General features: G+C 59.5%; 19 protein-coding genes and 1 pseudogene. 7 read left to right on the top strand and 13 right to left on the bottom strand.

The annotated features are described in order from the left end of the window. Positions 1–74 precede the first annotated feature (74 nt). Positions 75–1,037, bottom strand: a complete 963-nt coding sequence (locus ACYZT3_RS12880) for a phosphotransferase family protein (RefSeq protein ID WP_462032214.1) — start codon at positions 1,035–1,037, stop codon at positions 75–77. Between the two features lie 920 nt (positions 1,038–1,957). Between ACYZT3_RS12880 and ACYZT3_RS12875 the strand changes: the two genes are divergently transcribed. Beyond that, positions 1,958–2,167 carry a hypothetical protein gene (locus tag ACYZT3_RS12875; protein ID WP_462032213.1) on the top strand — a complete coding sequence of 70 codons (210 nt, stop codon included), beginning with the start codon at positions 1,958–1,960 and terminating at the stop codon, positions 2,165–2,167. 170 nt (positions 2,168–2,337) lie between these two features. Here the strand turns inward: ACYZT3_RS12875 and istB are convergent, their stop codons facing one another. Both istB and ACYZT3_RS12865 read right to left on the bottom strand, forming a co-directional pair. Beyond that, the gene (istB, locus tag ACYZT3_RS12870; RefSeq protein WP_462032212.1) at positions 2,338–3,084 is read right to left on the bottom strand and encodes an IS21-like element helper ATPase IstB; all 747 of its coding nucleotides are present in this window, start codon (positions 3,082–3,084) and stop codon (positions 2,338–2,340) included. Then, complete coding sequence (locus tag ACYZT3_RS12865) at positions 3,081–3,779, bottom strand: Mu transposase domain-containing protein (RefSeq protein WP_462032211.1); 699 nt, start codon at positions 3,777–3,779, stop codon at positions 3,081–3,083. The genes istB and ACYZT3_RS12865 overlap by 4 nt, the downstream gene beginning before the upstream one ends. Positions 3,780–3,833: 54 nt before the next feature. On the opposite strand from ACYZT3_RS12865, the gene tnpA reads away from it, so the two are divergent. The 3 genes and pseudogenes from tnpA to tnpC all read left to right on the top strand — a co-directional run bounded on the left by tnpA (position 3,834) and on the right by tnpC (position 6,078). Then, entirely contained in the window at positions 3,834–4,139 is a 306-nt protein-coding gene (tnpA, locus tag ACYZT3_RS12860) for an IS66 family insertion sequence element accessory protein TnpA (RefSeq protein ID WP_462030509.1), read from the top strand. Next, positions 4,139–4,477 carry an IS66 family insertion sequence element accessory protein TnpB gene (gene tnpB, locus ACYZT3_RS12855; RefSeq protein WP_462030510.1) on the top strand — a complete coding sequence of 113 codons (339 nt, stop codon included), beginning with the start codon at positions 4,139–4,141 and terminating at the stop codon, positions 4,475–4,477. Before tnpA ends, tnpB begins: the two co-directional genes overlap by 1 nt. Positions 4,478–4,540: 63 nt before the next feature. Next, positions 4,541–6,078, top strand: a pseudogene (tnpC, locus tag ACYZT3_RS12850) (IS66 family transposase). A gap of 385 nt (positions 6,079–6,463) precedes the next feature. Here tnpC and ACYZT3_RS12845 read toward each other — a convergent pair. The 8 genes from ACYZT3_RS12845 to norR all read right to left on the bottom strand — a co-directional run bounded on the left by ACYZT3_RS12845 (position 6,464) and on the right by norR (position 13,890). Further along, positions 6,464–7,012, bottom strand: a complete 549-nt coding sequence (locus ACYZT3_RS12845; RefSeq protein ID WP_282381537.1) for a cupin domain-containing protein — start codon at positions 7,010–7,012, stop codon at positions 6,464–6,466. A gap of 243 nt (positions 7,013–7,255) precedes the next feature. Continuing rightward, positions 7,256–7,726, bottom strand: a complete 471-nt coding sequence (gene ubiT / locus ACYZT3_RS12840) for a ubiquinone anaerobic biosynthesis accessory factor UbiT (RefSeq protein WP_282381539.1) — start codon at positions 7,724–7,726, stop codon at positions 7,256–7,258. Next, positions 7,720–8,610, bottom strand: coding sequence for a U32 family peptidase (locus ACYZT3_RS12835; RefSeq protein WP_282381541.1), 891 nt, complete (start codon positions 8,608–8,610; stop codon positions 7,720–7,722). The genes ubiT and ACYZT3_RS12835 overlap by 7 nt, the downstream gene beginning before the upstream one ends. 10 nt (positions 8,611–8,620) lie before the next feature. Beyond that, positions 8,621–9,616 carry a ubiquinone anaerobic biosynthesis protein UbiU gene (ubiU, locus tag ACYZT3_RS12830; RefSeq protein WP_462032210.1) on the bottom strand — a complete coding sequence of 332 codons (996 nt, stop codon included), beginning with the start codon at positions 9,614–9,616 and terminating at the stop codon, positions 8,621–8,623. Between the two features lie 122 nt (positions 9,617–9,738). Then, a complete protein-coding gene (locus ACYZT3_RS12825) occupies positions 9,739–10,974 on the bottom strand; it encodes a molybdopterin molybdotransferase MoeA (protein ID WP_462032209.1) in 1,236 nt (411 codons plus the stop codon). After that, on the bottom strand, positions 10,971–11,525 hold the full coding sequence (gene moaB / locus ACYZT3_RS12820; protein ID WP_282381547.1) for a molybdenum cofactor biosynthesis protein B: 555 nt from the start codon (positions 11,523–11,525) through the stop codon (positions 10,971–10,973). The genes ACYZT3_RS12825 and moaB overlap by 4 nt, the downstream gene beginning before the upstream one ends. Positions 11,526–11,625: 100 nt before the next feature. Further along, positions 11,626–12,273, bottom strand: coding sequence for a pyridoxamine 5'-phosphate oxidase (gene pdxH / locus ACYZT3_RS12815; RefSeq protein ID WP_282381568.1), 648 nt, complete (start codon positions 12,271–12,273; stop codon positions 11,626–11,628). Positions 12,274–12,360: 87 nt separating this feature from the next. Beyond that, entirely contained in the window at positions 12,361–13,890 is a 1,530-nt protein-coding gene (norR, locus tag ACYZT3_RS12810) for a nitric oxide reductase transcriptional regulator NorR (RefSeq protein ID WP_462032208.1), read from the bottom strand. Between the two features lie 154 nt (positions 13,891–14,044). On the opposite strand from norR, the gene ytfE reads away from it, so the two are divergent. Continuing rightward, the gene (ytfE, locus tag ACYZT3_RS12805) at positions 14,045–14,719 is read left to right on the top strand and encodes an iron-sulfur cluster repair protein YtfE (protein ID WP_462032207.1); all 675 of its coding nucleotides are present in this window, start codon (positions 14,045–14,047) and stop codon (positions 14,717–14,719) included. A 75-nt stretch (positions 14,720–14,794) separates the two neighbouring features. Here the strand turns inward: ytfE and ACYZT3_RS12800 are convergent, their stop codons facing one another. Together ACYZT3_RS12800 and ACYZT3_RS12795 are read right to left on the bottom strand one after the other, a co-directional pair. After that, entirely contained in the window at positions 14,795–15,232 is a 438-nt protein-coding gene (locus ACYZT3_RS12800) for a CopD family copper resistance protein (RefSeq protein WP_282381553.1), read from the bottom strand. A gap of 28 nt (positions 15,233–15,260) precedes the next feature. Then, positions 15,261–16,451 carry an NnrS family protein gene (locus tag ACYZT3_RS12795; RefSeq protein ID WP_462032206.1) on the bottom strand — a complete coding sequence of 397 codons (1,191 nt, stop codon included), beginning with the start codon at positions 16,449–16,451 and terminating at the stop codon, positions 15,261–15,263. A gap of 483 nt (positions 16,452–16,934) precedes the next feature. Here ACYZT3_RS12795 and ACYZT3_RS12790 point away from each other — a divergent pair, with 483 nt between their 5' ends. Continuing rightward, positions 16,935–17,618: a Crp/Fnr family transcriptional regulator gene (locus tag ACYZT3_RS12790; protein ID WP_282381557.1), complete on the top strand. Its 684-nt coding sequence runs from the start codon at positions 16,935–16,937 to the stop codon at positions 17,616–17,618. Next, the gene (locus ACYZT3_RS12785) at positions 17,615–17,815 is read left to right on the top strand and encodes a protein DnrP (RefSeq protein ID WP_282381559.1); all 201 of its coding nucleotides are present in this window, start codon (positions 17,615–17,617) and stop codon (positions 17,813–17,815) included. The genes ACYZT3_RS12790 and ACYZT3_RS12785 overlap by 4 nt, the downstream gene beginning before the upstream one ends. Positions 17,816–17,851: the final 36 nt, after the last annotated feature.

Genomic DNA, 17,851 nt, shown 5'->3' with positions numbered 1-17,851 from the left:
CGTCCTCGGGACGGCGGGGACCGTCTGCGCCGCCGATCGAGTCGATGACGTTCATCGTATCGTGATAGCGCCGGTTACCTGAGCAGGGGTGCGAGATAGCCGCCGTCGACGTCGAGCAGGTCAGCGAGCAGGCGGCACGGTCGCCAGTCCTCGACACTCTCAAGGGCCATCCAGATGTCAAGGTCACGGAGCTGGTCGAGAATCGCGGCGCCATGGATAAGCGCACGACCATGAATCGGATCCATATGACGAGCGGCGATCTCAACCGCGGCGTTGCCTGCCTCCGAATCAACGCGATGGCCCTCTTCGGATACGCGGGCCTCGCATACCAGCCGGCACAGGTCGATCTCGACCGGACCGAGCACGGCGAACTCAAAGTCCAGCAGGGCGACGACCTCTCCGTCCCATAAGGCATTCATCAGCGCGAGGTCGCCATGGTTGACGGTCTGTTCTACCAAGGGTGCAGCCCGGAAGTAACCCTCGATGACTCCATGGAGCCGCGACTGCTGGGCGCTGGACAACCCCAGCTTGACTTTGGCGCGGCTAGCCGCCGCGGTGGCAGCGTCGAGCGTAGCCGGTACGAACCCACCGTGAGATGCGACAAGCGTCCTGAGAGACGGGCTCGCGTCGTGCACGATCTGGGCCCGAGCCCACAGCTGACGGACCGCCGCTTCCCGCTCCGCAGGCGTCAGCGTCGGCCACGCCTCCTGGAGGTTCTGGCCGCGAATCTCCGCGCTCACGATCCAGCCGTGGCCCTCGGTAGTGCCCTCTCCAAGGATCTCTGGGTGCCCGACCTCTCGCGGAAGAGCCCGCACGAGCGCAACCTCGCGTGCCATGTCGACGGGTGTATGCGCGATCCGCACGGCGATGCCGTTACCGACCCACGTCGCGTTCGAGTACCCATTGGCTCGCTGCATTCGCGCGAGTTCGCCACCATAGTGAGCCGCCACCTCAGCGGCCAAGCCCCGGACAAGGGCTGTGCTGATCGGGTCACGATCCTGGTCGAGCGGATGGATACTTGCACTGGGCTCTTTCATAGGGCATTCATTTTTCCACAATAGCGTAGGTGCTGATTCAGTGGCACGGCTTCGAGCTCTTTTACATCTTCAACTGGAAAGAGCGCCGCATTACCCATCGCCCCAGTGGGCCACCGCGAGGCGCAGCCGTGATGTGCGACGGGCGCAATCTGGCAAGCGTAATGAGGAGCGGTTCAAGTCGCGGTCGCGGTGGAGTTCTGCTCGGCTCGGCCACAGAGGGCATCGCTCTACGCATCTCGCGCATGAGACCGCGACCCCTGCTACAACGGTCGACATGCCCCGCTATCGCCTTGTGGTCCGGGCCTACGACGCCCGGGGACCAATCCTGACCGACGACCACGTAGCACCGGAATGGCAACGTCGGCGGCAATAAAGAGTGCGGCAGCCTAACCATCGGGAGCGTCACAGTCAACGTCTGACTCATCCCCCGCCCGGCACGCCTGGCATCGTCGTCTGGATTCCCACACGAGCCCTTGTGTCCTATCGCGGCAGACGGATGAAGAACCCTATAGGTTCGCAACCTCCCGGAGTAGGCCTCGACGCTCCCGGCGGACCGACCATGACCATCACCGATCCTTTCGGCAACGAGCTCAGATTCTGCGAACCGACCGAGTAAGACAGAGCCGAACGGGTACAGCGGATCACACGGCCGCCTGACCACCCAGATACCAGACGCGACACTATTCGACGCAAACTAGGTGACACCTATCGCCCCGACTCACACAATCTTCGTGCGGCCCTATTCGATCTTGCTCGTGCAAAGGAACGTTTGCGCAACGCCATTCAGTCTCAGAATACGCATTTATCGGCCTGACGGAAATTTCGGTGGTTTGGGCGTACAACGCCTAACAGGTGGGACGGCTGGACGCTTACGCGTTCAAGACTATATTTCTTCAATAGTCTCAGCATAAAGGCGCCAGATGAGCATCGACAAGACGACAAAATTGACCAGTACCCGCAGTGAAGAGAATGCGAACCTGCTACTCCGGGCTGGGTGGACGCTTTTGCTCATAGCTGATCGTCAGGAAGGTGCTTGCCAATGGCTGCTTTATCAATTCGGATGGCAGCGAGAAGGCGAACCACCTGACATCACCTTTACCGGCGTTGAAGGTGGGCCCGACCCGTTCTGATAGGCCCCCAAACAACTGAGGACGCGAACGACGCAGCATGGCAAATCGGCGACTCTGAAGTTGAACAAAGTTTTTAATACCAAGTGATTGCGTTGCACTTAACCACCCATTTGCATTCGACTTGACCATTTGCATTCACGTTCCCCAGTCGAGGTTTGCGCCAGAGCCTCTTACGTGCGTCTACGACTTTTCACCCTGCGCATCGATTCGCCTTTTAGCTCGATGACGTGAGACTTGTGAACAATACGGTCAAGAATCGCGTCGGCAATCGTTGGGTCGGAGAACAAGTCATACCATTTCTCTTTCGGGTACTGGCTAGTGATCAGCAACGACCCGTTCTGTGACTGTTGGTCGATAACGTCGAGAAGGAACGGCCCTAGCTGGGCATCAATACCACCGATACCAAGATCGTCGATAATCAGCAGCTCAGCACGTATCAACTGCCGACGCAGCTTCGGCATGGTGTGGTCGGCGTAAGAAAGGGAGATTTCTTCAAAAAGCTTGGTGGCAGTGCGATAGAGCGTTAGTCGCCCAAGACGACAAGCCTGGTTTCCAAGGGCGCAAGCGAGCCAAGTTTTACCCGTGCCAGTGGCACCGGTGATGATCACGTTTTGACGTCGAGCCAACCAATCGCACTCTCCAAGGGTCATGAAAGTGTTTCTGTCTATACCACGAGACGCTTTGAATTCAATGCTGTCCACGGTAGCCTCGTTCTCACGAAGCCTCGCACCCTTTAATAAACGTGCGATCTTTCTGCTTTCCCGCTCGCTATTTTCGGCATCAACCATCAATCCAAGCCTTGCATCAAATGCTTCTTTCAGCAGCGCTGGGCTTTCGAGTTGCCGCTCATAAGCCACTGCCATGCCGTGAAGGCCAAGAGTCATTAAGTTCTGAACGGTGTTGAAAATTGGTTTCATAGCGGCTCATCTCCGTTTGAGGCGTAGTACTCAGCCCCTCGTATGTTGGCGTGTTCTACCAATGGGGCGGATCTTTGGAAGCTGGGACGCAGATCAGATTCGTTTCGTATGATCGAACGTAATCGCTCTGAACTCAGAATGTTTAGACTGTTGGCATAAGCGCAGGCCGACTCTAGGCGAGGTGGTGAGATATCGCCTTTGCGGACGTCACGCTTTAATCCGATCACAGCCTTTAGAACGGTTGCAAAGTCTCTACGCCGAGCGAGGTTATCCTTCACGTATCTGAGCGTTTCCTGGCCAATGCCTCCTGCCCATGCCAGCAAAGCTTCCGGCTGAGAGTCTTGAAAATAACCGTGATTCGGCGCCAAGTGTTCGCTCAGCGTACTGAAGCCGCGCTCCGGGTTTATTTGGTGAGAACTGATGATGCGTCGTTGATGAACGATGTAGAGCCAGTCATCGCCCACTCGTAAATCTACGAGAAGGTTCGCAAAATGATAGGGCACCGAGTAGCTGTGCTCTTCAAACTCGACGTGATAGTCGCTGCCCACCCGAACCTGATAGACCCATTGGCTATAGCCATAACGCTGCTCTGGGAGCGGATTGAGGGCCGGATAATCAAGCTCAAGGAAGCGATTGGTTCTGCTCTTTGGGTACGTCCGTGTGATTCGATTGTTGTAAGCCTCCAGCCCAGCCACCTGTAATTCCCTACCTCCACTCGCCACGCTGTGCTCTCCAAAAAAGGAGCACACATGAAACCACCCACCACACTCACTGCCCGGCGCACATTCTGGGCTGAACATGTCCAGGCATGGCGCAGCAGTGGGCTCACGCAAGTCGCCTACTGTGAGCAGCACCAACTCAACACCAAGTCTTTTGGCTATTGGTTTCGAAGTCGCGAGCTGGGAAACGAGACGCTGACGCTGGTACCCATAGCTGTGCATGAACCTGCCCAAACAAGTGACTTGCTGCTACGCCACCCAAGCGGCTGGGAATTGGTATTGCCCCGCGAGGTGGAGCCGGCGTGGTTGGCTCACTTGTTTCAGGAGATGCTCTGATGCTGCTGCCGACACAGGTCTGGTTGATACTTGAACCCATGGACATGCGCCTTGGCATTGATGGCCTTTCGGCACGTGTTCAACACGCGCTGGGGAACTCGCCGTGCGACGGCACCGCCTATGCCTTTCGTAATCGCCGAGGTAACCGCCTCAAACTTTTACAGTCGGATGGAACCGGCGTCTGGCTAAGCCAGCGACGTTTGCATGATGGTGCTTTTGTCTGGCCAGACGAAGGCGATAAAGCCTTCACACTGACCCAGGCTCAATGGCGCTGGCTGATCACCGGCGTTGACTGGCAGCGCTTGGAAGCTCGCCCCATGAGTCACTGGAAAGTGTAGAAAATAACCTTCATTACCGTTCGCGGATAACGATAGTGTTCACTTTTTCAGTAAAATCCACGGATGCCTATCGCCGACGAAATCGCCGCCCTGAACCTTGATCCCGCACTGCGGGAGCAGATCATGGCTGCGCTTCTACATAAGGCCGATGTCGATAAGTTACGTGCCCAGGCTCAACACGACGCCTTGAAAATCCAGGCTCTGACGCTTGAACTGGCGCACTACAAGCGCATCCGTTTCGGCGTCAAGAACGAAGCCCTGTCGCCTGAGCAGCGCGATCTGTTTCACGAAACCATGGAGGCCGACTGCGCGGCCATTGAGGCTGAAGTCGAGGTGCAAGTGCCTGAACTGCGGGCTCAGCGTCCGCGGGCCGGGCGTCAGGCACTGCCGGAACATCTGCCGCGCATCGAACATCATCACGAACCCGAAGTGTGCACGTGCGGCCAGTGTGGTGGTGCCTTGGTGAAAATCGGTGAAGACATCACCGAGCAGCTCGATGTCGAACCTGCGAAGTTCTTCGTCCACGCCATATTCGCAGCAAGTACGCCTGCCGCCCTTGCGAAAGTATTGTCTCAGCCGACGTTGCTCCGGCTGTCATCGACGGTGGTATGGCGGCCCCCGGCTTGATTGCCTGGATCTTGATCAGCAAGTATCTCGATCATTTGCCGCTGTATCGGCTGGAGCAGATCGCCCAGCGTGACGGCGTCACGCTGGCCCGCTCAACCTTGTCGGAGTGGGTAGGCCGCTATGGTTTTGCCCTGCAGCCCTTGGCCGATCGATTGCGTGAGTTACTGCATCAACGCCTGATTTTGCATGCCGACGAAACCCCGGTGCAGCAACTGGATCCCGGCAAAGGAAAAACCCAACGCGCCTATCTGTGGTGCTATCGCAGCAACGACCTGGATGAGGGGCCAGGCCTTGCCGTGTTCGACTATCAGCCCGGACGCAGCGGTGCGTATGTGCGTGCGTTCCTGGAGGGCTGGAAAGGTCATCTGGTGGTCGACGACTATGCCGGTTACAAAGCGTTGTTTGGTCTTGGCATTACGGAAGTGGGCTGCATGGCCCATGCGCGGCGCAAATTCTTCGAGTTGCATGCGAGCAATCAGAGTCCGGTGGCCGCAGAGGCATTGCGAAGGATCGCCGAGCTTTACGAGATTGAAGGGCGCGGCAGGAAACTCGACGCAGAACAGCGGCAACAACTGCGCGCTCAAGAAACAGACCTCAAGTTGCAATCGCTGCACGACTGGTTGCAGTCGACTCGCCAAGGCGTGGCCAACGGCGGCAGCCTGGCCAAAGCCATGGATTACAGCCTCAAGCGCTGGCCGGCACTGTCGCGCTACGCACTGAGCGGTGACTTGCCCATTGATAATAATCCCGTCGAGAACGTCATTCGGCCGATCGCTGTCGGTAAGAAAAATTGGTTGTTTACCGGGTCAGAGCGCGCGGGTCGACGGGCGGCGGCGATCCAGAGTTTACTGGCGACAGCCAAATTGAACGGTATCGAGCCGAGTGCGTGGTTGAAAGACACGCTGGAGAAGTTACCGACCTGGCCGAATAGCCGGCTGGATGAGTTGCTGCCGTTGAGATCAGCTGCCGAGTAAAGGTGGCTGGGCTGGAGGCTTACTTTGAATTGATCGCTCCGCTCAAACAACCGCTGCATGAGTCGACCGGTTTCGTCGGAGCGTTATTGATGTACTCAATGAAGACGGAGTTCATCGTTTCGCTGTTCGCGGAGTATGAAGACGAGTACATCCATTTCTATTGGGACACGACTTCATGAGCGGCAGCTAAGGGTCGATTACTGCCCGTCATGACAGGCAGTAATCGACCCTTGGCAGCCATTCGAGGGGCCGGATGCAGGGTCCAGTCATGAAGTGAAGTCTATTTACTTTGAAAAAAACCTGTGCCGCGGTTTCCATTGGGAATTGGTGTTGGCCGCGGACGCAGCCTTCGGCATCTGCTACAGGTTGGCGTCCGTTGTTGAGATCAGAAGTTAGCCGGGGTGTTGGAGCTGATGATTTCCGCCTCATCCGCCCCAATATTCCGAAACCGATGCGGCAGCGTCGTCGGAAAGTAATACCCATCCCCAGCATTCAGCACACTAATCTGCCCATCAACCGTCAGCTCAACCGTGCCACGGGTGACGAGCCCACACTCCTCCCCTTCCGAGTGCACAATCGGCTCTTCCCCCGAACTCGCCCCAGGCGCGTATTGCTCGCGCAAAAGCCGCATCTGCCGACTCGGCACCGAAGCGCCAATCAGCAGCAACCGCAGCCCATGACGGCCGAGATCCGGCTGTTCATTGGCGCGGAACACGTATTGATGCTCGCGGGGCGGTTGGTCGAAGGTGAAGAAGTCTGCCAAGGACATGGGGATGCCTTCGAGCAGTTTTTTGAGGGAGCTGACGGAGGGACTGACGCGATTCTGTTCGATCAGAGAGATGGTGGCATTGGTGACGCCGCTACGCCGGGCCAGCTCGCGCTGGGACAGTTTGTAGCTTTCGCGTACTAATTTGAGTCGTGAGCCCGTGTCCATGACAGCCTTATGCGAAGAATACTTAAGGGTTATGGGGGTGGATGGCGGGCGACTTTTGGCCGTGAAAGTACCGCTTCCCTGTCCCGCAAATGTGAAAGGCGGGTATTAAATCACGTTTGGTGGTGTTGCTCAGCAGGTTCGATGAGTGGGTGAGTGAAAAGGTTTTTTGGAGCTGAAATAAGCGCATCGTTGGGCGAGTCGCCGCCTCGCAGATCGCCCATTTCATTAGTTGATCAGTGTTGGTCATCCTGCCGCCAAGCCCTTCCCCGCCCGCTCCAGATTGCGCCACAGCCACACAGGCAAGACATCAGGATCAAGGCTGTCGATCAGGTTCTTCAGCGCCAACCCCAACTCCGTATCGCCCTCGATCACCAGGCGTCTGCGAAAGAACAGCGTGTCCGGGTCTTCCTGACGGCTGGCCAGCAATAAAAACTCTCGCCAGTTGCCGCTGATGGTCACGTGCGCCGTGGCGTGCTCGGCAATTCGCAACCCCTCACGGCTCAGGGTCAAGTACCAGGACAAGCCGAGATCCGGGATCCGCAGGCATAACCAGCGCCCGCGCAACACTTCAAATTCGCCATCGCGCAACGGCTCGGCGAGGCAGCGATTGAGCGCCTGCTGCAACGCCAGGCGCTGCACCGCAAAGGGCACCCGGCGTACCAACGGCAGTAACCGGTCGGCGCCCTTCAACAGCCACTTTTTTCGGTTCAACACAGGCCGACCTCCTCGACGCGCAACATGCCGGCCTGGCCATGCCAGTAGCCATTGCAACCGTCGACGAACAACGGCGGTGTCTCGCCCAGTCGAACCCGCTGATAGGCGGCAATGACCTCGGCCATGCCCTGAGCGCGGGGGCTCAGACGCAACACGTCGGCACCGCAAGCTACCAACCCGGCGTAATCCGCCAGCAGATTGGTCACCTCGGCCGACATCGTTTGAATACCGTTAATGGTGAACAGCGCCTGCCCTTCCTGACTGGTCAGTGCCAGGCCGTCGGGGTAGTTGAGGCAGCAAAACCGGCAGTCGTCCTTGGGCAGGTTTTCCGCCCGGGCCGTAAAGCAGCGTGCGGAATAGGCCAAGGGCAAATGCCCATAGGCAAAGATCTCGACTTCCGGAACCTCACGGCCCAGTTCGCGCACCTGTTCGAGTACATCGCCAATCAGCGCCGCCGAACATTCCACGGGCGGCACCCATCGCGTCATCCCGCAGTCCAGCAGCTGCGCCAGCGTATGACCGTTGTACAGATTAAGAGCAGGACCACCCACGAAAGGCAACTTGCGCTCGGCCATAAACTGCACCGCGCCCATGTCGTTGGCTTCCACCAGCAACTGGCCGTTGTCGCAGAGCCGACGTAGGCTGGAGAGTTCGGACGCCGCTTCGATCAACGTCAAGCTGGAGAGCACCAACTGTGCCTGGCTGCATTCCTGTAACTCGCGCCCCAGCCCTAGCCATTGATCCAGTGAAAATGCCCGGCGTTTCGAGCACACGGTTTCCCCCAGATAAATCACATCCAGGGGCAAGGCCGACATCTCGGCGTAAAAGTGACTGAGTTGCTCTTTGTCCCAATAAAACAGGACCGGTCCAAGGCTGAGCTTCATGTCGCCTCCCTCATTGCCATGATCGATGATAAGCACCCAGGGTGGTCTGGCTGCCTTCGGACAAACCGGCCAGCACCCGCCGCCATTCCTCCTTGACCCGAAAACTGTCCGGCGAGCCACGATGGGCATCCAGTGCCGCGCGCCAGACACGGGTGACTTGTTCGACGTAGGCCGGACTGCGTTGGCGGCCCTCGATTTTTACCGCTTCGACGCCGATGGCCGTCAGTTCCGGCAGCAAGTCCAGCGTGTCGAGGCTGGTGGGTTCTTCCAGCGCATGAAAGCGTTTGCCGCCGACCAGGAAGCGGCCTTTGCACAGGGTTGGGTAACCCGCGGGTTCGTCAGGGGTGTAGCGGTCGATCAGCACTTCACTGAGCCGTGCGCTCAAGCCATCAGCGTCATCACTCCAGCGCACCGCCTTGGCTGGCGAACACACACCGCACAGGTTCGGCGACTCGCCGGTGATGTAGGAAGACAGATGGCAACGCCCTTCAGCCATGATGCACAAGCTGCCGAAGCCAAAGACTTCGATGGGCACCGGGCTACTCGCGGCGACCTGGCGCACCTGCGCCAACGACAACACCCGTGGCAGCACCGCGCGACGAATCCCGTAGCGCTGCGCATAGAACTCCAGCGCCGCGGCATGGGTTGCCGAGCCCTGCACCGACAGGTGCAACGCGAGTTGCGGATGCCGCTGGCTGGCGTAGTTGAGCACCCCAGGATCAGCGGCAATCAGCGCATCCACGCCGAAATCGGCGGCCCGATCGACCGCGCGTTGCCAGCGCTCCCAGCCCTTGGGTTGCGGGTATGTGTTGACCGCGACGTAGAGTTTGCGTTGATGCTGGCGGATGTGGGAGACCGCGGCGTCGAACTGTTTGTCGTCCATGTTCAGCCCGGCGAAATGCCGGGCATTGGTGTCATCGCGAAAACCGACATAGACGGCATCGGCGCCTTCGCGCACCGCCGCTTTTAGCGCAGGCAGGTTCCCTGCCGGGCAAACCAGTTGCATGGGTAATCCTCATGGAAAAACGCGTCTCGACCATCAATCGATGCCTGTGGCGCAGCGATCGAAAAAGGCGCTGCCAGTCTAGCGAGACCGGCAGGCCCAGCCTTGACGGCAATCAATTGCCATCAATGCATCAGGTCGGCGAAGGACAGGAACATGACCTTGTCGTGCTTGAGCACTTGCTGCTCGCACTCGATCACCGCCAGCCCGTCAGCCCAACACGCAGCGCTCAGCATGGCGGAGCTTTGCTGAGGGTGCAGCTCCACGCTTAACTGGCCGTTAGCGTCAGGAGTGAGCCTTGCCCGCAGGTACTGCCGGCGCTTGTTGCGCTGCAACCAGTCGAACCCGGCGGACACGGCCATTGGCACCGGCAACACGTCTTTCACGCCTTGAGCCCTAAGCAGGAACGGACGCACCACCACCAACGCGGTAATCAGCGCCGCCGAAGGATTGCCCGGCATACCGATCCAGGGTTTGCCGGCCACTTCGCCAAAGGCCAGCGGTTTACCCGGCTGAATGGCCAGTCGCCAAAAATTCAGGCTGCCGAGTTCCTCAATGGCCTGTTTGAGGTGATCTTCCTCACCGACCGAGACGCCACCGGAACTCAACAGCAGGTCGCACTCCGAAGACGCCAGGCTCAAGGCATGCCGGCTGGCCGCCAGCTCATCGGCCATGACGCCATAGTCATGCACCTCGACGCCCCAACCGCTCAACAACGCCGCGAGGCAGTAACGATTGCTGTTGTAAATTTGTCCGGGCGCCAACGGATCGCCCGGTTCACGCAGTTCATTGCCGCTGCTGAGCAAGCACACCTGCAACGGTCGATAGACCTCGATCCGCGCAATGCCTGCGCCGGCCAGCAACCCCACTTCCTGCGCGCGCAGCCGCTTGCCGGCCTTGAGCAATAGATCGCCTCGACGAACTTCCTCGCCTTCCTTGCGCACGTGATCGCCAGCGTTTACGGGCGGGAACCAAACACGCTCGGCCTCGATTCGGCAACGCTCTTGCGGCACCACCGTGTCGGCACCCGGTGGCAATGGTGCGCCGGTAAAAATCCGCACCGCCTGCTGCGCGAGCAAGGGCGAGTACGCCGAATCTCCTGCCGCAATTCGTCCGCCAATCGACAAATAGCCACCTTCCGGTGACAGCTCAGCGGCCCTGAGGGCATAACCGTCCATGGCACTGTTGTCCCAGGCCGGCAAGTTCACCGGGGAATGAATGTCCGCCGCCAGAACCCTCCCCAAGGCTTGATCCAGACCGATCTTTTGCATCAGGGGCGGCGGCGGTGCCTGCTCCAGCAGACGGCTGATGGCCTCGTCCACGGGCATCAAATGGCCGAGGTCGCACACCCGCCCGGTCATGAGCGTGTCTCGCAGGCGTCAACGACCCGCTGCTCCTGCGGTTTCAAATGCGGGGCGAAGTTGCACGGGCCGGTGCGACTGTCCAGTTGTTCGAGCAGGATCTGGTTCCAGGCGGTTCGACACGCTCCCGGCGAACCGGGCACGCAGCACACCAGCACGCCGTTGCTCATCCCGGCCAATGCTCGTGACTGCAGACTGGACATGCCGATTTCCGCCAGGGATACCTGACGGAACAGTTCGCCGAAGCCTTCCACGTGTTTGTCCAGCAACGGCAGGACCGCTTGTGGCGTGTTGTCGCGAGCGGTGAAACCGGTGCCGCCGGTCATCAACACCACTTGCACCTTGGGGTCGGCAATCCAGTGGGAGACCTTCGCGCGAATCTGATAAATGTCGTCCTTGACCAGATCACGGTCGATCAACACATGCCCGGCCGTTTGCAGCAAATCTGTCAGGGTCTGCCCCGAGGTGTCGGTGTCAAAGGTGCGCGTATCGCTGATGGTCAGCACGGCAATGTTCAGGGGTTCAAACGTGCGTTGCGCCAAATGGGCCATATCCAAGCCTTCCCGTAGATGAGGGTATGGCCCAAAGCCTGAACCGGAATGGCGAGCGAGCCTATTCCTCCAAGGAGGTACCTCGTCGGGGCAGTATCCCTCAAGGCGCCAAGCGGTTGCGTTGCCATACGCCATCGCGCAAACGGTAATCGAGACGGTCATGCAAGCGGTCGGCACGGCCCTGCCAGAACTCCAAACGGTCGGGCTGCAGACAATAACCGCCCCAATGTTCGGGCCGCGGGACGGTCTTGCCGGCGAAGCGTTGGGTGGTTTCCCTCAACAGCGATCCAAGCGCGGCCCGATTGGCCAACGGCTGGCTCTGCGGTGAAGCCCAGGCGCCCAAACGACTGTCCAGCGAACGGGAGTCGAAGTACGCATCCGACAGCGTCGGGGCGAGCCTGGACACCTGGCCTTCAATACGCACCTGACGCTCCAGCCCCGGCCAGAAAAAGGTCATGGCGGCATTCGGGTTAGCGGCCAGCTGCTGGCCCTTGTCACTTTGGTAATTGCCGAAAAAGGTAAAGCCTTCATCGCTAAAGCCCTTGAGCAGCAGGACCCGGCAGTGCGGGCGCCCTTCACTGTCGACCGTCGCCAACACCATGCTGTTGGCTTCGACAGGCGGGCACTCGAGGTCGCGGGCCAGTTGCATCCACTGCCGGAACATCGCCAGCGGGTCGTTCAGCGCAGACTCGTCTTGCAGGCCAAAAAGGGTGTAGTTGCGGCGCATTTGTGCCAGGGAAAGGGGCATAACGGTGATCTCCAGAAGGTTCTGCACAGTGTGCAAGGCACTGCGCAACACCACCTTGACCACCATCAACACTGAGCATGCCCACCTTTATTTGAGACGCAGACGCCGAGCCAGTTTGTGCAGGTTGCTGGGATCGATTTCCAGCAACCGCGCGGCGCTGGCCCAGTTTTCCCCGGACAGGCTCAAGGCCTGAAGAATTTTCTTGCGCTGGTAATCGTCAACCGCTTCGCCCAAGGGCTGGAACGGCGTATCAGCCGTATCCTCCAGGGGACTTTCGACCTCAGCGCCCTGCCCGCCCATGGCACTGTCGAGATCCATAATCTCGGGTTCCAGCGTCATGATCAGGGTACGACTCGTGCCGCGACTGAGCTGCTTCAACGCGGCTCGACTGATCACATGTTCCAGCTCTCGCACGTTGCCGGGCCAGCTATAAGCCAGCAGCGAGCGCTCAGCCGACGGCGACAGACGCAAGCCGCGCAGGCCGAGCCGCGCCCGATTGAGCTCAAGGAAATGCCCGGCCAGCATCAACACATCGTTGCCCCGCTCGCGCAGGGGCGGAATCGGCACCGGATACACCGAGAGCCGGTGATACAGATCGGCCCGAAACAAGCCGTCGCGGATGCTGTCCGGCAGGTGCCGGTTGGTCGCTGCAATAATTCGCACATCGACATGCAACGGCTTGTCGGCGCCGAGGCGCTGGATCTCGCCGTTCTGCAGGGTGCGCAGCAGTTTCGCTTGCACGGCCAATGGCAATTCACCGACTTCATCGAGAAACAGCGTGCCACCGTTGGCGGCATCGAAACGTCCGGCACGGTCACTGGTGGCGCCGGAAAAGGCGCCTTTGACATGGCCGAACAATTCACTCTCTGCCAGAGACTCCGGCAAGGCAGCGCAATTGACTTGAATCAGCGGCTTGTGGCTGCGACGTGAAAGACGATGCAAGCGCCGGGCGAACAGCTCTTTGCCGACGCCCGTCTCGCCCAACAGCAACACCGGCAAATCGGAGTCGCCCAATACGTCCAGCTCATTGAGTAACTGCCGCAACACTTCACTCTGCCCCAGGATCTCACCTTCATCGATGGGCATCCGCAGGTCTTGCTGGTCACTGCGGGACAAGCGCAGGCTGCGGTTTTCCTGCTCAAGCCGGGTCACCCGCACGGCGGCTTCGATCTGCAAGGTACAGCGCTTGAGCTCTTCCCGCGCACGGCTGTCGAAGGTCCCGGCATGCAGCGCATCGAGGGTGATAGCGCCCCAGATCCGACCCTCCACATACAGGCTCACGCCCATGCAGTCATGCACCGGCAGCGGTTCGCCGACGTGGTTGTCGAGCAAGCCGTCATAGGGGTCCGGCAGGCGACTGTCGGGCTCGAACCAAGTGGGTTCGCGCGACGCCATGATCGCCGCCAGCCGCGGATGCTGGGCGATGACGAACCGGCGCCCCAACGCTTCATGCACCAGCCCCACCGTCGCGACCGGCCTCAGGCTGTCGTCATCCAGACGCAGCAATCCCACGGCGCCACTGTTGAAGTACTCGCGCAGGGTCTGGACCAGTCGTTGCAACCGCACAGCATTGGGCAACTCGACAATCAGGTCGGCCGCCAGGCTTTCACGCAGCATGGTAGTAATTACCCTCTATGGTTGGATTCACCCTAAAGCGTCAGGGTGTCTATCACCACAACTAAAAATTAATCGATATTTTTCAATACGTTAAATATGGCATGCCGGATGCAATAAGCCTGGGGAACCGTTGAAATCCAAACAAGGAACCCTGATGAGCCTGACCCTACTGGAACAAAGTCTTGGCCAACTGGCCTGCGACATTCCCGGCGCCACCCGGATTTTCCACACCTTCAAACTGGACTTCTGTTGTGGCGGGCATAAAAGCCTGCGTGAAGCGGCCCTTGGCAAAGCGCTCGATCCGGTGCTGATTGCCGATGCGCTGCACAGGCTGCAAGACACTGGCGAAACGCAACACGACTGGCGCAACGAACCGTCGGAGCTGTTGATCGCCCACCTTCTGGCGCGCTACCACGCCCGCCACCGCGAGCAGCTACCGGAACTGATCCGCCTGGCCCGTCGTGTCGAGCAGGTCCATGGTGCGCGCAGCAGCTGCCCCAACGGACTGGCCGACCTCCTGACGGACATTCAGCAAGAACTCGAAGGCCACATGCTCAAGGAAGAACAAGTGCTCTTCCCGATGCTGCAGCAGGGCATCGGCCCTCAGGCCGCTCCGCCGATCCAGGTGCTGCGTTTTGAACATGATCAACATGGCGAAGCGCTGGAGAGGCTGCTCGCGCTGACCCACAACATCACCCCGCCTGCCGATGCCTGTAACACCTGGCGTGCCCTTTATCGTGGGCTGCTGGAGTTTCGAGATGACCTGATGCAACACATCCATCTGGAAAACAACGTGTTGTTCATTAACGCCCTGAACCCTCGCCATTGATCGATTGCCGGTCACACCCAACCCGCGCCAGCCAACCGGTTGACGCGGGTTTTGTCTGTCAGGGACGGCGTGCGATCAAACGTGCCAATAAAACATGGCCTTGGCCAGGATCACGATCAACACCATGTGCCCGAGGATGCTGCGGCGAATCCAGCGGGCGCGGGTCGAGGTCAATCGTGCGCTTTTCAGCCAATACGCCAGCAGGAAGTAATGGCCGATGATGCTCAGGGCCAAGACGATCTTCAGGCTCAGCAACGTGCCGAAGCTGCTGGCCAGCGGCTGACTCAATACGCCACGGTGCTGCCACGCCAGGCTGATGCCGGCGCCATACAACAGCAACACCACGCCATGCAGCACCTTGCGCGAACGCACTGCGATTGCCTGATCCGCCGTCGTTTGCGCGGTAGCCGCCAACGGCTGGCGGGCGTGGTGCCAGATCACCACCTCGAAAAACAGCGTGCCGATGAAGGCAATCGCCGCCAGCAAGTGGGTGACCAGTAAAAAGGGATACATCACCGGCAGCCTCCATCAGTTCGCGTGCTTATCCCGGATGACCGTCCACCCGGGCCTGCAGCAGCATCGGCCCGTAGCGCCAGGCGTACAGCGCAAACGCCAGCGCCCAGCACAGACCGGCCAGCCACAACGCAGGCAAGGGAAAGAACAAGATCAACACGACCCGGCTCAGGCACGCCAGGTTGAGCAGAATGAACGCCAGGGTCATGCCCGACGGCGGCTCCAGCGCTCGGCCGGTATGCCCCAGGCTAACCCGCGCGATCATCGCCAACACCAGTCCGCCCATGGCACCGATCGTCAGGCAATGCACCGCCAGACTCGGGTTCATCGGCACGCCGAAATGCCACAGCGCCATCCCGAGACAGGCCACCGCCAACCAGCCATAAGCCAGGTACAACGACCACAGCAACGGCACGCGCCAGAGTGCGCGATCATGCCAGCGCACCAGACGCACTAGATGCGCTGCGGCCAACACGGCGAACAACAGGCCCACCCAGAGAGTGGGCTCAAGCGCAGGTCCGGCGGCATATAACAAGGCCACGAGGGGTGAACCAACCAGCAGCAGCCAATCCAGCCAGGGCCAAGGAGCAACGCCCTCGACCTTGCCGAGGCCGCGCTGGATGAAGAACGGAATGACCCGCCCACCGATCAACCCCATCATCGCCGCCACCAGCCAGAGACCGGTGAGCACGCCTTGACGCTGCCAGCCTTCATGACCTTCGACCAGGCCGTACAGGGACAATCCGTCGGCCGCCGCTAACAACAGCAACACCACTGCAATCGGGTAGTTACGTGTCTGCCGCACCTTCCACAAGGTGAACCCCATGAGCGCGGCCACCGCCAGCGGAAACGCCAATTCCAGCACCGCAAGCACCGGCCACGGTGCATTGACCAACCAGGCTACACGCGCCAACAACCACAGCAACGCCAGCGCGGCCAGCGGTTGCCCGCTGATGCCGGGGCGACCGGTCCAGGTCTGCACGGCCGTCAGCAGAAAGCCCGCAATAATCGCCAAACCGAATCCGAACAGCAATTCGTGTCGATGCCAGCCCAGCCACCCACCCGCCGGCTGCCAGCCGGAAAGCGCACCACTGAAGGCGGCCAGCCAAAGCGGAATGGCCAGCACGGCCAAGAGGCAGCCCGCGAGGAAGAACGGCCGAAAGGCCAGACGTAACAGCGGCGCGATTGCCATCGCTTTACGGCGGTCAAGCACTTGCATAAAGCCACTCCTTTACCTTGCTGCTGACCTGGCGCTCACCCGCAAGCGCCGAGGTCAATACGTGGGTCAATCATCGGGTATCAGCGATCAATTGCCTTTGTCGCAGATCAAGTGTGCAAGGGGCGTGCCCCGCTGACGCTCTGCGCCGGGGCAGGCTCTCATCCCCCGTAGTGGTCATCCACTCAGGGTTCAAATGACCATTTAGTGGTCATTTGAACCCTAACGCTCATGGTCTTTTTTACCCTTCTGTTTAACAACCCCACTAAACAAGGACTTCCAGGCATGGCCCGCGTTTTGCTCAAGCTACGGGAATCAAAGAAACCTTGCTCCCTCTCGATCCTTAGGAGTCATCATGAAAAAAGTCATCCAGCCACTGGCCTGGTTTGTGGTGCTGACCTCGGTCCTGGCGTTGGCCAGCGGCGTCTCTCTAGGCCTCGTTTGACTTGATAGCCGCCCCCTTCTCAACCTTTAGGATGAATTCTTATGGTGCTTCATCGCGTCCATCACCAGATTCTGCGCAGTCATCATTTGTTCGAGCCGTTGAACGAAGAACAGCTGGATGAATTAATGAGTACCAGCCACTTGCTGAGTATCGACAAAGGCGAGCCGTTGTTCCGCCAGGGTGAGCCGGCTGACTCGTTTTATTTCATAATTGCCGGGGCGGTGAAAATCTACCGACTGACACCGGATGGGCAGGAAAAAGTGTTTGAGGTCATCAGCGATCGGCAAACCTTCGCCGAGGCGATGATGCTGATGGACACCCCGAACTATGTGGCCTCGGCCGAGGCGATCTGCCCCACTCAGCTCTACCGGTTATCCAACAACACCTACATGCGCCTCCTGCAGAGCAATAGCCGACTGACCTTTGCACTGCTCGGCAAGCTCTGTGTTCGCTTGCATCAGCGGGTCAACGAAATCGAAACCCTGTCACTGAAAAACGCTACCCACCGGGTCGTGCGCTATCTGTTGACTCAATTAGTGCGCCAGCAAACCGTTGACAGCCAATTCGAACTGCCGATGGCCAAGCAACTGATTGCCGGGCATCTGTCGATCCAGCCGGAAACCTTTTCGCGGATCATCCGTCGCCTGATCGATGAAAACATCATCACGCAGGACGGTCGCCAGATCGCCATTCTTGATCGTCTGCGCCTGGAACAGTTCGAGTGAGCGCCATGCCCGTCTGTTTGTATTGCCAACACGCCAACCCACCACAGGAATCCGAATGCAGCCAATGTGGCATGCCCCTGCCGGTATTGGCCGCACATGCGGCGCAGCGTCGACTGCGCCGATTCATGGGGTTCTGCATCGGTTTGACGATCTTCTGCGTGACGATGTTTTTCTGGCTGCCACGCAGCATCTCCTGAAGACTGCACAAATCCCCTGTAGCAGCTGGCGCAGCC

The sequence above is a fragment of the Pseudomonas sp. MDT1-16 genome (assembly GCF_054898115.1).
This window is presented reverse-complemented; position numbering and strand designations above follow the sequence as displayed.